This window comes from Microbacterium trichothecenolyticum (assembly GCF_041938625.1).
Taxonomy (GTDB): domain Bacteria; phylum Actinomycetota; class Actinomycetes; order Actinomycetales; family Microbacteriaceae; genus Microbacterium; species Microbacterium trichothecenolyticum_D.
This window is the reverse complement of sequence record NZ_CP169427.1, coordinates 1,525,028-1,540,433: the sequence shown is the minus strand read 5'-3', so window position 1 is coordinate 1,540,433 and position 15,406 is coordinate 1,525,028. Positions and strand designations below refer to the sequence as shown.

Here is a 15,406-nt window from a genome sequence, read left to right as displayed (position 1 = left end):
ACGAACGGGACTGCAGCGCCCGCCGATTTCGACCGCGCACACCACGGGACGACGACGAGGTGGACCGCGGATGCCGATTCCGGCAGCGCGGAGCCGAGCGCGGACACCCGCGCTGACGATGCCTTCGGGATCACGGATGCTGCGGGCGCGCAGCATCCGGAAACATCACCAGCTGACCGGCAGGGCCTTGCCCTCCTCGTAACCGGCCGCCGACTGCAGGCCGACGCGCGCGCGGTCGTGGAACTCGGGGACGGTCGACGCACCCGCGTACGTGAACGACGACCGGACGCCCGACGTGATCATGTCGAGCAGGTCCTCGAGGCCCGGACGGAGCGGGTCGAGGTAGATCTTCGACGACGAGATGCCCTCGGCGAACAGCTCCTTGCGGGCGAGCTCGTACGGGTCGAGCCGCCCGAAGCGTTCGTGCACCGCCTTCGTCGAGGCCATGCCCCACGATTCCTTGTACGCGCGGCCGGCGTCGTCGACCTGCAGCTCGCCCGGCGCCTCGATGGTGCCCGCGAACCACGAGCCGATCATGACGGATGCCGCGCCCGCCGCGAGCGCGAGCGCGACGTCGCGCGGGTAGCGGACGCCGCCGTCGGCCCACACGTGCGCGCCCATGATGCGTGCGGCCTCGGCCGTCTCGAGCACCGCGGAGAACTGCGGGCGACCGACCGCCGTCATCATGCGGGTCGTGCACATGGCGCCGGGGCCGACGCCGACCTTGAGGATGGTCGCGCCGGCGGTGACGAGGTCGTGCACGCCCTCGGCGCTCACGATGTTCCCCGCCGCGATCGGGATGCCGAGGTCGAGGTCGGCGACGGCGCGGAGCGCCCGGAGCATGCCCTCCTGGTGACCGTGCGCGGTGTCGACGACGAGCACATCGACGCCGGCGCCGGCGAGCGCCTTCGCCTTGGCGGCGACGTCGCCGTTGATGCCGATCGCGGCGGCGACGATGAGGCGGCCGGATGCGTCGACGGCGGGACGGTACAGCGTAGAGCGCAGCGCGCTGCGGCGGGAGAGGGTGCCGACGAGGTGCCCGTGGTGCAGCACGCACACCGTCTCGGCCTCGGCGGCGACGATCACGTCGAACGCATGGCGGGCGCTTTCGATGTCGTCGGCATCGACGGATGCTGCGCGCCCGCGCGCGAGGTCGCCCAGGCGCGCGTCGGGCAGGGCCGTGCCGAGCCGGGTCGCCGGGACGATGCCGAGGATGTCGTCGGCGTCGACGTGCCCGGCGGTGCCCGCTGCGGGGTGGGCATCGGCGACGACGATGCCGTGGCCCTCGGTGGCCGGAAGGAGCCGTGCCGCGTCGGCGACGGTCGCGTCCGGCGGCAGCACCAGCGGGGTGTCCCACGCGACCGGCTGCGCCTTGACCCAGCGGATCGCGGCATCGAGCTCTTGCAGCGGCATGTCCTGCGGGAGGACTCCGAGGCCGCCGCGACGGGCCAGGGTGGCCGCGAGCCGCGCACCCGTGACGGAGTTCATGTTCGCCGAGACGAGTGGGAGGGTGGCCGTCGTACCGTCGCCCGGGGCGAGATCGACATCGAGGCGGCTCGTGATCGCCGAGCGACGCGGGACGAGGAAGACGTCAGAGTAGGTCAGGTCGACGTCGGGTGTTTCGCCGTAGAACTCCATGACCGCCAAGGTTAGTGACAGTTCCTGTGCGGATAATCATGCGGGTTCTTTCAGGTTCGCGACCACCGGAGGCCGGAACGGCCCGCGAAGAAGGGGCTAGGCTTAACCGTCGTGTGTGAGGCCTTTCAGCGCCCCGCGCGCATCCCAGAACTTCACCGATGAAAGCAGGCGATTCAGCGTGTCGAGCCAGGTGACGGGCGTCGGGGTTTCGAACGAGGGAGAGTTCGGAGCCAACGAGTGGCTCGTCGAGGAGCTGTACGAACAGTTCAAGATCGACCGGAACTCCGTAGACAAGGCGTGGTGGCCCGTTCTCGAGGCCTACCACCCCGCCGACGGAGCAGCACCGACCCCGGACGTCCCCGCGGCGCCTGAGACCTCGGCCGCGGCCCCGGCCCCAGCGACCTCGACTCCGGCGACGACCCAGCCGGCGGCATCCGAGCCGCGCCCGGTGACGGCGCCCATCCCGGTGATCGGCGCACAGCCGGTGGCGCGCACCACCGCACGCCCGGCCGCACCGCAGCCGATCCCGGCGCAGGCTCCGAAGGCCTCGCCCTCGGCAGCCGACGGCGAGGCCGATGCCGACGTCGTGACGCCGCTGCGCGGCATGCCGAAGACCCTCGCCGCCAACATGGACGAGTCGCTGACCGTCCCCACGGCGACGAGCGTCCGCACCGTTCCGGCGAAGCTGATGATCGACAACCGCATCGTCATCAACAACCACATGTCGCGCACCCGCGGCGGCAAGGTGAGCTTCACGCACCTCATCGGCTGGGCGATCATCCAGGCGCTCAAGGAGTTCCCGAGCCAGAACGTCTTCTACGCCGAGATCGAGGGCAAGCCGTCGCTCGTGGCGCCGGCGCACATCAACCTCGGCATCGCGATCGACCTGCCGAAGCCCGACGGCACCCGCGCCCTGCTCGTGCCGAGCATCAAGCGCGCCGAGCAGCTCACGTTCAACGAGTACCTCACGACGTACGAAGACCTCGTCACGCGTGCGCGGGGCAACAAGCTGACCGCGGCCGACTTCCAGGGCACCACGATCTCGCTCACCAACCCCGGCGGGATCGGCACCGTGCACTCTGTGCCGCGTCTCATGAAGGGCCAGGGCTGCATCGTCGGCGCAGGCGCGCTCGAGTACCCCGCCGAGTTCCAGGGCGCGAGCGAGAAGACGCTCAACGAGCTCGCGATCGGCAAGACCATCACGCTGACGAGCACCTACGACCACCGCGTCATCCAGGGCGCCGGGTCGGGCGAGTTCCTCAAGAAGGTGCACGAGCTGCTCATCGGCCAGCGCAGCTTCTACGAGGACATCTTCGCCGCGCTGCGCATCCCCTACGCGCCCATCCACTGGGCGGCCGACATCAACGTCGACCTCGCGGAGCGGGTCGACAAGACCGCGCGCGTGCAGGAGCTCATCAACTCGTTCCGCGTCCGCGGCCATCTGATGGCCGACATCGATCCGCTGCAGTACGCTCAGCGCACGCACCCCGACCTCGAGATCGAGCAGCACGGCCTCACGTTCTGGGACCTCGACCGCGAATTCGTCACCGGTGGCTTCGGCGGCAAGCGCCAGATGAAGCTCCGCGACATCCTCGGCGTGCTGCGCGACTCGTACTGCCGCACGATCGGCATCGAGTACATGCACATCCAGGACCCGACGCAGCGCGCGTGGTTCCAGGAGAACGTCGAGGTCAAGTACCAGAAGCCGGGCCACGACGAGCAGCTGCGCATCCTCGACAAGCTGAACCAGGCCGAGGCGTTCGAGACGTTCCTGCAGACGAAGTACGTCGGCCAGAAGCGCTTCAGCCTCGAGGGCGGCGAGTCGCTGATCCCGCTCCTCGACGAAATCCTTCAGGGCGCGGCCGAGGCGGGCCTCGACGGTGCCGCGATCGGCATGGCGCACCGCGGCCGCCTCAACGTGCTGACGAACATCGCCGGCAAGACGTACGGCCAGGTGTTCCGCGAGTTCGAGGGGTCGGTCGCGATCGGCTCGAAGAGCGGCTCGGGCGACGTCAAGTACCACCTCGGCACCGAGGGCACGTTCGTCGCCGACAATGAGTCCGAGCTGCCCGTCTACCTCGCCGCGAATCCGTCGCACCTCGAGACCGTCGACGGCGTGCTCGAAGGCATCGTCCGCGCCAAGCAGGACCGCAAGCCGGTCGGAACCTTCACGTGGCTGCCGATCCTCGTCCACGGCGACGCGGCCTTCGCCGGCCAGGGCGTCGTCGTCGAGACGCTGCAGATGTCGCAGCTGCGCGGCTACCGCACCGGCGGCACCGTGCACGTGGTCGTCAACAACCAGGTGGGCTTCACCACGACGCCCACCGACGCGCGCAGCTCGGTGTACGCCACGGATGTCGCCAAGACGATCCAGGCGCCGATCTTCCACGTCAACGGCGACGACCCTGAGGCCGTCACGCGTGTCGCGCAGCTGGCCTTCGCCTATCGCGAGCGGTTCCACCGCGATGTCGTGGTCGACCTCGTCTGCTACCGCCGCCGCGGTCACAACGAGGGCGACGACCCGTCGATGACGCAGCCCCTCATGACGAACCTCATCGAGGCGAAGCGCTCGGTGCGGCGCCTTTACACCGAGGCTCTTGTCGGTCGCGGCGACATCACCGAGGAAGAGTACGAGAAGGCCAAGCAGGACTTCCAGAACCGCCTCGAGATCGCGTTCGCCGAGACGCACGCGGCCGAGACGGGCTCCTCGCCCATCCTCGTGCCCGACGCGAGCGCCCAGCCGGCCACCGGCGAGCCGGCGACGACCGGCGTCTCGCGCGAGATGGTCTCCCTCATCGGCGACACGTTCGTGAACAAGCCGAACGGCTTCACGGTCCACGCCAAGCTGCAGCAGCTGCTCGACAAGCGCCTCGACATGAGCCGCAACGGGTCGATCGACTGGGGCTTCGGTGAGCTGCTGGCGTTCGGCTCGCTGCTGCTCGAGAAGACCAATGTGCGCCTGGCCGGCCAGGACGCGCGTCGCGGCACCTTCGTGCAGCGCCACGCGGTGCTGCACGACCGCGCGAACGGCCAGGAGTGGATCCCGCTCACGAACCTCAGCGAGGACCAGGGGCGCTTCTACGTCTACGACTCGCTCCTGAGCGAGTACGCGGCGATGGCGTTCGAGTACGGCTACTCGGTCGAGCGCGCCGACTCCCTCGTGCTGTGGGAGGCCCAGTTCGGCGACTTCGCGAACGGCGCCCAGTCGGTCATCGACGAGTACATCTCGGCCGCCGATCAGAAGTGGGGCCAGCAGTCGAGTGTCGTGCTGCTGCTCCCCCACGGCTACGAGGGCCAGGGACCCGACCACTCGTCGGCCCGCATCGAGCGGTACCTCCAGATGTGCGCGCAGGACAACATGACCGTCGCGCGCCCGTCGACCCCCGCGTCGTACTTCCATCTGCTGCGCCGGCAGGCGTATTCGCGTCCGCGCCGGCCACTGGTCGTCTTCACGCCGAAGGCGATGCTGCGTCTACGCGGCGCGACGAGCCCGGTCGAGGACTTCCTCACCGGCCGCTTCGAGCCGGTGATCGACGATGACCGCGCCGTCGACAAGCCCGCCGTCAAGCGCGTGCTGCTGCACGCCGGCAAGATCCACTGGGACTTGCGCGCCGAGCTCGACAAGAACCCGAACCCCGAGATCGCCCTGGTGCGCCTGGAGCAGTACTACCCGGCTCCGATCGACGAGCTCAACGCCGTCATCGACTCGTACCCGAACGCCGAGCTGGTGTGGGTGCAGGACGAGCCCGAGAACCAGGGCGCCTGGCCCTTCATCGCCCTCGAGGTCGTGAAGAACCTCAACGGCCGCACCATCAGCCGTGTCTCGCGCGCGTCGGCGGCATCGACCGCGACCGGCTCGCCGAAGGTGCACGCCGCCGAGCAGGCCGCGATCATGCAGGAGGCGCTCACGCTGTAGACGGAGCATTCCGCCGGTTCGGCCCTGGAGGCCTCAGCTCTGCGCTGAGGAATCCAGGGCCGAACGGCGTTCCGCCTGGCCCGTCGTCGTCTTCACCTCGACGATGGCCCCGGGGTCTGCGGCGCGGCCGGCATCGATCGCCTCGTCGCCGGGACCACGGTCGGCGGGTCGCGATGAGCGACGAAGCAGCTTCCACACAGTGACGAGGATCGCGGCGAGCGCGAGCGCGGCGGCGGGGAGCAGATTCGCTCCCGCCAGCAGCAGCAGGCCGACAGAGAGCACCGCGGCGACCACCGCCATGAACCAGCCCGCCGTGAAGCGCGGCAGGATGAGGGTCGCGGCGATCATGCCGGCGGCATAGATCGACACCATGTTGCTGGTGTGGATGAGGATGAACGTCTGCAGGTCACCGCCGGTGGCGAGCGCGATCGCGCAGTAGACCATCGCGATGACGAACGTCAGCAGGAGGGCGCGCCGCGGCACTCCGCCGGACTCGGCTCCCGGCGCGAGCACGCGGGGCAGGTCGCCCGATGAGGCGAGCGAGGCACCCAGCTTGCCGAACGCGGCGAGGTAGGCGTTCATCACCCCCAGGACGACGATCGCCGCGATGGCTCCGATGGCGGTAGGCCCGAAGCCGGGCGCGACGGCGTCGGCGAGCGAGAGCAGCGGCACCGCACCGGCACCCGCATCCTCGCCGAGCACGCCCACGGTCACGACCTGCAGCAGCAGGTACGCGAGGCCGGTCACGACGAGCGCGATGGCGGTGGCGATCGGGATGCTGCGGCGCGGGTCGCGGAACTCCCCCGAGATGTGCGTGCCCACCTCCCAGCCGGCGAACGCCCAGACGAAGAGACTGATCGCCGTGCCGACGCCCGCCCATCCGTGGGGCAGGAACGGCGAGAAGCTCGCGGCCTCGACTGCCGGGAACGCCGTGGCGACGACGAAGACGACGATGCCGACGAGGAGTCCGGTGAGTACGAACTGCACCCAGCCGGCGACCCGCACGCCGAGCATGTTGACGGCGAACGGCGGCACGAGGATCGCGAACAGGAGGATCGGCACGGCGACGCGATCGATGTGCAGGATCGCCGACAGGTACTCGGCGCCGAGGAACGCGAGCACCGGGAACCCTGCGGCCACGCCGAAGTAGAACCAGTAGCCCGTCGCACGGGCGGCGGTGCTGCCGAGCGCGCGGCGCACGTAGCTCGCGACCCCGCCGGGATCGGGGTAGCGCGCGGCGAGCGCGGCGAAGGTGCCCGCGAGCGGCACCGCGAGCACGATCACGGCGAGCACCGACACGATGGACGCCGGGCCCGCCACGTCGGCCGCCAGTCCGGGGAGCACCAGCAGCCCGGTGCCGAGCACGGACGCGATGTAGAGCGCGGTGCCCTGGACGACACCGAGGCCTCCGTGCTTTCCGCTTCGCGTCACCGTCCCAGTCTGGCGAGCACATCCGACACCCGGCCGCGCCTGCGCGGCCGTCCTGGTGCGGATTCCTGCCAACCCTCGGCGGCCGCCCGTCACACCTCGATGGGGTCCACGCCGGCGCGGGCGAAGGCGGCGGTGGCAGCATCCGTCGACTCCTCACGATCGGTGTCGACGAGGCCGAGACGCGTGCGCCGGTCGAGGAGATCGGCGATGCTCAGGGCACCCTCGACGCGCACGCCCCACTCGAGTTCCTGCGCCGTCACGCCGCATGCGGCCGACATGCCCGACGGGAGGGCGGCCGCGTACGGGGCTTCGGCGCCGAACCGGCGCACCAGGCGCGGGGTCGCGACGATCTCGCCGAGGCGGTGCCGGGGCCACGCGCCGACGAGCGGGAGGGCGCGGGTGGGCGACGGGCGGGGGGCGAACCCGGGGTCGCGACGGATGACGGCGTCGACGGCGTCCTCGGCCATGCGCCGGTAGGTCGTGAGCTTGCCGCCGACGATGCTGAGCACACCGCTTTCGGACTCGATGATCGCGTGGCGGCGGGACAGGTCGCTCGTGTCGTGGTCGTCCGCGCCGGCGAGGAGCGGGCGGAGGCCCGCGAACGTCGAGAGCACGTCGGTGCGCGCGAGGGGCTCCTCCAGCACGGTGTTGACGGTGCTGAGGAGCATGTCGATCTCGGACTCGGTCGCGTGCGCCACGTCGGGGATCGGACCGTCGGCGAGCACATCCGTGAGGCCGATGTAGGTGCGGCCGTGCTGCGCGGGCAGCGTGAACACGAAGCGGCTCGACGAACCGGGGATCGGCACGGTGAGCGACACATCCGAGCCGCCGAGGCGCGCCGTCGACACCACGAGATGCGTGCCGCGACTCGGTCGCAGCCGGACCTCGTGGTCGAGCTCGCCCGCCCACACGCCGGTCGCGCTCACGACGGCGCGGGCGTGCACCCGGAGCGTCGCTCCGGTCACGACGTCGCGCAGGGTCGCCTCGCGCCCGGTGACCCCCACCGCTTCGACACGGGTCAGGATGGATGCCCCGTACCCCGCGGCCGTGCGCGCGACGGCGACGACGAGCCGCGCGTCGTCGATGAGCTGCCCGTCCCAGCCGCGCACGCCGCCGCGAAGACCTTCCGCGCGAACGGCGGGAGCGAGGGCGAGCGTCGCGTCGCGGCCGATCGCGGCGGGTGCCCGCAGCAGCGAGCCGGGTGTTCCGACCGCGCGGCGCAGGCCGTCGCCGAGCTCGTACCCCATGCCGATGTACGCCCCGCGGGCGATATGCCCGGGCTCGTGCAGCGGCACGACCTGCGCGAGCGCTCGCGTGAGGTGGGGCGCGGTGCGGGTGAGGAGGAGGTGACGCTCGGTCGCGCTCTCGTGCGCGATCCCGACCTGTCCCGACGCGAGGTACCGCAGGCCGCCGTGCACGAGTTTGGAGCTGAAGCGGCTCGTGCCGTGCGCGAGGTCGTGCCGTTCGACCAGCACGGTGCGCAGGCCCCTGGACGCAGCATCCAACGCGATCCCGGCTCCGGTGATGCCGCCGCCGATGACGAGAACGTCGATCTCCCGCTCGTCGGCCAGGGCGTCGAGCTCGCGCGCGCGGCGGGTCGCCGAGAGCGCCGAGGGACGGGGTGTGCGCCCCATGATCCGCGTGGTCATCGCCGCTCCCCGGAGACCGGTGCGAGGTATCCCCGCAGCGCGTGCCCGAGTTCGGTGCGCCAGGCGCTCTCGGGAAGCCACTCGGCGACGAGCGGTGCGGACTGCACCGCGGACTGCGCGATGAGCAGCACCATCGCGGCGAGCTGAGGCGGCTCGCCCGTGCGCACGAACCCGGCGCGCTGCCCCGCGGCGATGCGCCGGGCGGTCTCGGCGTGGATCGCGCGCTGGCTCGTGCCCAAGCGGTCGAGGATGTACCGGGCGAACAGTTCGGGGTCGGTGTCGCGCAGCCGGTCGACGAGGGGCAGGCGACGCACGCGGTCGGAGGTCTCGACCAGCAGCGCGACGAGCTCATCGAGGTCGGCGGACTCCCCCGCCTCGGCGGGAAGCGCCGCCACGAGCTCACGCGTGACGAGGGCGGCGAACACCGCCTGCGCGTCGGGCCAGTAGCGGTAGAGCGTCTGGCGGGCGATGCCGCTGCGACGGGCGATGTCGGATGCCGTCGTCCGGCGGATGCCGTGCGCCAGCACTTCGGCGAGCGCGGCGTCGAGGATCGCGGTCTCTGTGTCGGGCACTCCATCGGCCATGTGACAACCATACAGAATGTGTCATACTGTCGCCATGGCTGCGACGGTGCCCACCGACTCCCCGAGCGACGCCGCGAGCCCGGCGCGGCCGCTCGCCGTCCCGACACCCCGCCCGCGCGGCGACTGGGACGCCTGGGGATCCGAGCCCGCCCGCCTTCCGGCCGCCGCGAAGGCGATCGTCGCGACGCTGCTGCCGGGGAAGGCTCATCCCGTGCCGCATCGCCCCGCGCCCGTCCTCACACCGTCACTGCTCCCCGACGACGACCTCGCCGGGATCGCCGGGATCGTCGGCCCCGATGCGGCGACCCGCGACGACGCGGTGCGCATGCTGCACCTCGGGGGCAAGAGCACACCCGACCTGCTGCGGCGCCGCCTCGACGAGCCGCAGGCCGCGCCCGATGCGGTGGTCTCCCCCGCGACGCACGACGAGGTCGCGGCCGTGCTCGGCGCGTGCGCGGACCGCGGCATCGCGGTCGTGCCGTTCGGCGGCGGCACCTCGGTGGTGGGCGGCGTCGACCCGGTGCGCGGCGTGCACCGCGCGGTGATCGCGCTCGACCTCGGCCGCACCGCGGCACTCCTCGCGCTCGACGAGGTGTCGCTGCTCGCCACGTTCGGCGCCGGCACGACCGGTCCGCAGGCGGAGGAGCTCCTCGGTGCCCGCGGGTACACGCTCGGCCACTTCCCGCAGAGCTTCCTCTACGCGTCCCTCGGCGGATACGCCGCGACCCGCTCCAGCGGCCAGGCGTCACGCGGGTACGGCCGCTTCGACGACCTCGTCCATGCGCTGCGCGTCGCCGCCCCCGCGGGCGACCTCGACCTCGGCCGCGCCCCCGCGAGCGCCGCCGGCCCCGACCTGCGCGAGCTGTTCCTCGGCTCGGAGGGCGCGTTCGGCGTCCTCACCGAGGTCACGGTGCGCGTCCGCCCGATCCCGGCGGCCACCGCGTACCGCGCGTGGTCGTTCCCCGACTTCGCCGCGGGGGCGTCGGCGTTCCGCGAAGCCACGCAGCGCAGCATCCGTCCCACCGTCCTGCGTCTGAGCGACGAGACCGAGACCCGCGTGAACGCCGCGATGGGCGGGCACCTCGCCCGGATGCGCGGATGCCTCGCCGTCGCCACCTTCGAAGGTGCCACGCCCGCCGAGGCCGAGGCCACGCGCGACGCGCTCGACGCCGTCTTCCGCGCTCATGGCGCGACGTCGCGCGGCGAGGATCCCGCGCGCTCGTGGGAGCGCGGCCGCTTCGCTTCTCCGGCCCTGCGCGACACGCTCATGGACATCGGCGTCCTCGCCGAGACGCTCGAGACCGCGACGACCTGGACTCACCTGCCCGCGCTCAAGACCGCCGTCACCGCCGCGCTCACCGAGAGCCTCACGGCCTCGGGAACCAGGCCGATCGTGCTGTGCCACATCTCGCACGTGTACCCGGCGGGCGCCTCGCTCTACTTCACCGTGGTCGCCGCGCTCACCGACGATCCCGAGACGCAGTGGATGAGGGCGAAGGATGCCGCGTCCCGCGCGATCGGCGACGCACACGGCACGATCACCCACCATCACGCCGTGGGGCGCGACCACCGCCCCTACCTCGAGGCAGAGATCGGCCTGCTCGGCGTCGAGGTGCTGCGCGCGGTGAAGGGCGTGCTCGACCCGCTCGGCATCATGAATCCCGGCGCACTGGTCGCGCCCGGTACGGACACGGCGAAGCGCGCGTGAAGGTCGCGCTGCTCGTCAATCCCGCAGCGCGCGCCGGCGCGCACACGGGCGCCGCCACGCACGCCGCCGAGCGCCTGCGCGCGCACGGCGTGCAGACCTCGATCCTGAGCGGCGGCAGCGCTGCGGAGTCGTCTGCGCTGCTGCGGGCCGCGATCGAGGTCGGCGTCGACGCGGTGGTCGTGGCGGGCGGAGACGGCACCGTGAACCTCGCGATCCAGGAGGTCGCGGGCTCCGGGATCCCGCTCGGCATCGTGCCGTCGGGCACCGGCGACGACTTCGCGGCGACGCTCGGGCTGCGCGAGCTCGACGCGACCGCCGCGGCCGACGCGATCGCGGGAGGCCGCACCCGGTCGATCGACCTCGCCCGCGTCACGCGTGAAGACGGGTCGACGCGGTACTACGGGTCGGTGCTCGCGAGCGGGTTCGACTCGAAGGTCAACGATCGCGCCAACGCGATGAGGTGGCCACGAGGCGGCTCGCGGTACAGCATCGCGATCCTCATCGAGTTCCTGACGCTCGCCGGCATGCCGTACGAGGTGCAAATGGAGCTGCCCGACGGCACCCGCGAAGAGGTGCGCGGTGACCTCGTGATGGCGACAGTGGGCAACGGCCGCACCTATGGCGGCGGCATCCCGATCTGTCCCGATGCCGACCCGGCCGACGGCCTGCTCGACGTCGTCCTCGTGCGTCCCGCCGGGCGGCTGCGCCTGCTGCGCCTTCTCCCGCGTGTGTACCAGGGCACGCACGCGGGAGTGCCGGAAGTGGCGATGCGACGGGTGCGCTCGGTGCGACTGTCGTCGCCGGGGGTAACGGCCTACGCCGACGGCGACCCGATCGGTGAGCTGCCCCTGACGATCGACGTCGTGCGCAGCGCGCTCACGATCTTCACGCCCGCCGGCTGACCCGGCGGGCGGCGGCGTCAGTGCGCCGCCTGGACCGCCCGGAGCTTGGCCAGCACCTGGTCGCGCAGCTCTTCGGGTGCACTCTCCTTGCACGCCCGCGCGAGCACCTCGGTCAGCGTGGTGGCGACGAGCGCCTCGTCACGGCAGCCCTCGCAGTTCGCCAGGTGCTCGGCGATGTCGCTCTGCTCGGTCTTGCAGACCTCGTGGCGCAGGTACTCCTCCAGGTCGCGCCGCGCCTTCTCACAGCCGCAGTCCGTCATTTCGTGCTCCTTGTGGCGGCGGGGGTGATGCCGCGCTCTTTCGCGTAGTCGGCCAGCAGTTCACGCAGCATCCGCCTGCCACGGTGCAGACGGCTCATGACCGTGCCGATGGGGGTCTTCATGATGTCGGCGATCTCCTGGTAGGCGAAGCCCTCGACGTCGGCGAGGTACACCGCCAGCCGGAAGTCCTCCGGGATGGACTGCAGCGCGTCTTTCACGACCGACGCGGGCATGTGGTCGATCGCCTCGGCCTCGGCCGAACGGGTGCTCGTCGCCGTCGTGGATTCGGCACCGCCCAGCTGCCAGTCCTCGAGGTCGTCGATCGTGCCCTGGTGCGGCTCGCGCTGCTTCTTGCGATACGTGTTGATATAGGTGTTCGTCAGGATGCGGTACAGCCACGCCTTGAGGTTCGTGCCCTGCGTGAAGGTCTTCCACGAGGCGAACGCCTTGACGAAGGTCTCCTGTACGAGGTCCGCCGCGTCGGCGGGATTGCGCGTCATGCGCATGGCCGCCGCGTACAGCTGGTCCATGAAGGGCAGCGCCTGCTCTTCGAACTGCGCGCGGGGATCCTGGGCCTGGTCCGCCTCAGCAGCCTGGTCGGTCGAGTCGCTCATCACGCGCCAGTCTACGGCGGGCTCTTGCCGGCCGCCTGGGACGAGCGGGTCACGCCCGGCGAGGAGGGGCGCCTCGTGGTCGAGGCGCTCGAGAGTGGCGAACATCCGGCTCCGCTCAGTAGGTTGCTCCCGGCTCGTTCCCACCGGGTTCAGTAGGGTAGAACCCGATGACAGCCGACGCGTATTCCCCGCCCGCCGCGCCGATGGGGCGCGGTCACTGGCCCGCGCCCGTCGCCGACGGCGCGCTGCACGCCACGGTGACCGTTCCCGGGTCGAAATCGCTGACCAACCGTGAGCTGATCCTGGCCGCCCTCGCCGACGGCCCGAGCCGCCTGATCTCGCCGCTGCACTCCGACGACTCCGCCCGCATGATCGACGCGCTGCGCTCGCTCGGCGTCGGGATCGAGCTCGTCGAGGGCACCGGGCTCTACGGCGACGACATCGAGGTGACACCGGTGTGGCCGCTGCACGGCGACACCGTGGTGGACTGCGGGCAGGCCGGCACCGTCATGCGCTTCGTCGCCGGCCTGGGCGGCTTCGCCCGCGGCGACGTCACCCTCACAGCGCACGAGAGCGCGCTGCACCGCCCGATGGGCGCCATGATCACCGCGCTGCGCGACGTCGGCGTCGACATCGACGACGGCGGGCACTGGGCGCTCCCCTTCATCATCCGCGGCCACGGTCACGTGCGCGGCGGCGAGGTGACGATCGACGCCAGCGCGTCGAGCCAGTTCGTCTCGGGCCTCCTGCTCGCGGCACCCCGCTTCGACGTCGGCCTGCAGCTGCGCCACTCCGGCGAGCGCCTGCCGAGCATCCCCCACATCGACATGACCGTCGAAGCCCTCGGGCACCGCGGCGTGCACGTCGAGCGTCCGGGCGTCGGCGAGTGGATCGTGCCGGCCGGCCCGATCCGCGGCAAGGACGTCGCGATCGAGCCCGACCTCTCGAACGCGGCGCCCTTCCTCGCGGCCGCGATGGTCGCGGGCGGCTCCGTCTCCGTAACCGGCTGGCCCGCGCACTCCACCCAGCCCGGGGCGATGCTCACCGAGATCCTCTCGCTCATGGGCGCCCGCGTGGTGCGCCGCGGCGGCGCACTCACCGTGACCGCGGGCTCCGCCATCCAGGGCGTCGATCTCGACCTGTCGGCCGCCGGCGAGCTGACCCCCACGATCTTCGCGCTCGCAGCCTTCGCCGACTCCCCGTCGACCCTGCACGGCATCGGCCATATCCGCGGCCACGAGACCGACCGCATCGCGGCGCTCGTCGCAGAGCTGCGTGGCCTCGGCGGCGAGGCGGAGGAGCTGCCCGACGGCATCCGCATCGTGCCGCGCCCGCTCCACGGCGGGACCTGGCACGCATACCACGACCACCGCATGGCGACCACAGGCGCCCTCATCGGCTTGGCCGTGCCCGGCGTCGAGGTCGACGACATCGGCACGACCGCCAAGACGATGCCCGAGTTCCCGCAGATCTGGCAGCGGATGCTCGACGGCGAGCACGCCGACGGCGGGGTCTCCGAGGAGACGATGCGCGCCTCGTGAGACGGCGCGTGCAAGCGTTCGCGGAGCGATCGGGGTGACCAGCGTGAACCGACCCGGGATGACCCTATGAGCGGGACGACACCGTGAGCTGGCTCGACGACCTCGACGACGACGACGAACCGGAGTTCGACGAGGCCGACGTCCGGGTCCGGCCGAACCCGAAGGCGAACCGTCCCCGAACCAAGCGCCGCCCGGCGCACAGCGACGCGGAGATCGCACGTGTGCTCGGCGTCGACCGCGGCCGGTACACCGTGCTCGTCGACGAGGATCTCCCGACCGAGCGCACGGTGCTCGCTGCCCGCGCGCGGGAGCTGCGCAAGACGCCGATCGTCACGGGCGATCGTGCCCGCGTCGTCGGCGACGCGTCCGGCGACGAGGGCACGCTCGCGCGCATCGTCGGCATCGAGGACCGCACGTCGCTGCTCCGGCGCAGCGCAGACGACACCGACCAGGTCGAGCGCGTCATCGTCGCCAACGCCGACCAGATGCTCATCGTCGTCGCGGCCGCCGATCCCGAGCCCCGCCCGCGCCTGGTCGACCGCTACCTCGTGGCCGCGCTGGATGCCGGCATCCGTCCCCTCCTCGTCGTCACGAAGACCGACCTGGCCGATCCCGCCGCGTTCCTCGCTCACTTCGACGGCCTCGACCTCGAGGTGTTCACGAGCGGCCGCGAGGAGATGCCGCTCGAGCGGATCGGCGCGGCGCTCGTCGGCCACTCGACCGTGTTCGTCGGGCACTCGGGCGTCGGCAAGTCGACCCTCGTCAACGCGCTGGTGCCCGACGCGAAGCGTGCGACAGGCCACGTCAACGTGGTGACCGGACGCGGGCGCCACACCTCGAGCTCGACGGTGTCGCTGCGCTACCGCGGCGAGGCGCTCGACGGAGCCGTGCGGGGCAACGGCTGGGTCATCGACACCCCCGGCGTGCGCTCGTTCGGCCTGGGCCACGTCGACCCCGCGAACATCCTGCGCGCCTTCACCGACCTCGACGAGATCGCCGAGGAGTGCCCGCGCGGCTGCACGCACCTCCCCGACGCGCCGGACTGCGCCATCGTCGAGGCCGTCGAGGAGGGCCGGCTCGGCCCGGGCGGCGCCGCCCGTCTCGACTCGCTGCAGCGCCTGCTCGAGACGTTCGCCAAGAAGGCCCAGGAGCCCGGCGCCTAG

Annotated in this window: 11 protein-coding genes; 5 read left to right on the top strand and 6 right to left on the bottom strand. The window is 71.8% G+C overall.

The features are described 5' to 3' along the window. Window positions 1-165: 165 nt before the first annotated feature. Window positions 166-1,638: a GuaB1 family IMP dehydrogenase-related protein gene (locus ACEYYH_RS06880; protein ID WP_374977497.1), complete on the bottom strand. Its 1,473-nt coding sequence runs from the start codon at window positions 1,636-1,638 to the stop codon at window positions 166-168. A gap of 178 nt (window positions 1,639-1,816) precedes the next feature. Here ACEYYH_RS06880 and ACEYYH_RS06875 point away from each other — a divergent pair, with 178 nt between their 5' ends. Beyond that, window positions 1,817-5,554 carry a multifunctional oxoglutarate decarboxylase/oxoglutarate dehydrogenase thiamine pyrophosphate-binding subunit/dihydrolipoyllysine-residue succinyltransferase subunit gene (locus ACEYYH_RS06875; RefSeq protein WP_374977496.1) on the top strand — a complete coding sequence of 1,246 codons (3,738 nt, stop codon included), beginning with the start codon at window positions 1,817-1,819 and terminating at the stop codon, window positions 5,552-5,554. 33 nt (window positions 5,555-5,587) lie between these two features. Here the strand turns inward: ACEYYH_RS06875 and ACEYYH_RS06870 are convergent, their stop codons facing one another. The 3 genes from ACEYYH_RS06870 to ACEYYH_RS06860 all read right to left on the bottom strand — a co-directional run bounded on the left by ACEYYH_RS06870 (window position 5,588) and on the right by ACEYYH_RS06860 (window position 9,218). Continuing rightward, complete coding sequence (locus tag ACEYYH_RS06870; RefSeq protein ID WP_374977495.1) at window positions 5,588-6,985, bottom strand: APC family permease; 1,398 nt, start codon at window positions 6,983-6,985, stop codon at window positions 5,588-5,590. 89 nt (window positions 6,986-7,074) lie between these two features. After that, window positions 7,075-8,634 (bottom strand): glycerol-3-phosphate dehydrogenase/oxidase, encoded by a 1,560-nt coding sequence (locus ACEYYH_RS06865; RefSeq protein ID WP_374977494.1) that lies wholly within the window; start codon window positions 8,632-8,634, stop codon window positions 7,075-7,077. Next, entirely contained in the window at window positions 8,631-9,218 is a 588-nt protein-coding gene (locus ACEYYH_RS06860; RefSeq protein ID WP_374977493.1) for a TetR/AcrR family transcriptional regulator, read from the bottom strand. The genes ACEYYH_RS06865 and ACEYYH_RS06860 overlap by 4 nt, the downstream gene beginning before the upstream one ends. A 34-nt stretch (window positions 9,219-9,252) precedes the next feature. On the opposite strand from ACEYYH_RS06860, the gene ACEYYH_RS06855 reads away from it, so the two are divergent. Both ACEYYH_RS06855 and ACEYYH_RS06850 read left to right on the top strand, forming a co-directional pair. Then, window positions 9,253-10,926, top strand: a complete 1,674-nt coding sequence (locus tag ACEYYH_RS06855) for an FAD-binding oxidoreductase (protein ID WP_374977492.1) — start codon at window positions 9,253-9,255, stop codon at window positions 10,924-10,926. Further along, window positions 10,923-11,828: a diacylglycerol kinase gene (locus tag ACEYYH_RS06850; RefSeq protein ID WP_374977491.1), complete on the top strand. Its 906-nt coding sequence runs from the start codon at window positions 10,923-10,925 to the stop codon at window positions 11,826-11,828. Before ACEYYH_RS06855 ends, ACEYYH_RS06850 begins: the two co-directional genes overlap by 4 nt. Before the next feature lie 17 nt (window positions 11,829-11,845). Here ACEYYH_RS06850 and ACEYYH_RS06845 read toward each other — a convergent pair whose 3' ends face one another. Continuing rightward, a complete protein-coding gene (locus ACEYYH_RS06845) occupies window positions 11,846-12,088 on the bottom strand; it encodes a zf-HC2 domain-containing protein (RefSeq protein WP_045297433.1) in 243 nt (80 codons plus the stop codon). Continuing rightward, entirely contained in the window at window positions 12,085-12,807 is a 723-nt protein-coding gene (locus ACEYYH_RS06840) for a sigma-70 family RNA polymerase sigma factor (RefSeq protein ID WP_374977490.1), read from the bottom strand. The genes ACEYYH_RS06845 and ACEYYH_RS06840 overlap by 4 nt, the downstream gene beginning before the upstream one ends. A gap of 62 nt (window positions 12,808-12,869) precedes the next feature. Between ACEYYH_RS06840 and aroA the strand changes: the two genes are divergently transcribed. Together aroA and rsgA are read left to right on the top strand one after the other, a co-directional pair. Beyond that, window positions 12,870-14,243, top strand: coding sequence for a 3-phosphoshikimate 1-carboxyvinyltransferase (gene aroA, locus ACEYYH_RS06835; protein ID WP_374977489.1), 1,374 nt, complete (start codon window positions 12,870-12,872; stop codon window positions 14,241-14,243). A gap of 83 nt (window positions 14,244-14,326) precedes the next feature. Further along, window positions 14,327-15,406 carry a ribosome small subunit-dependent GTPase A gene (gene rsgA / locus ACEYYH_RS06830; protein ID WP_374977488.1) on the top strand — a complete coding sequence of 360 codons (1,080 nt, stop codon included), beginning with the start codon at window positions 14,327-14,329 and terminating at the stop codon, window positions 15,404-15,406.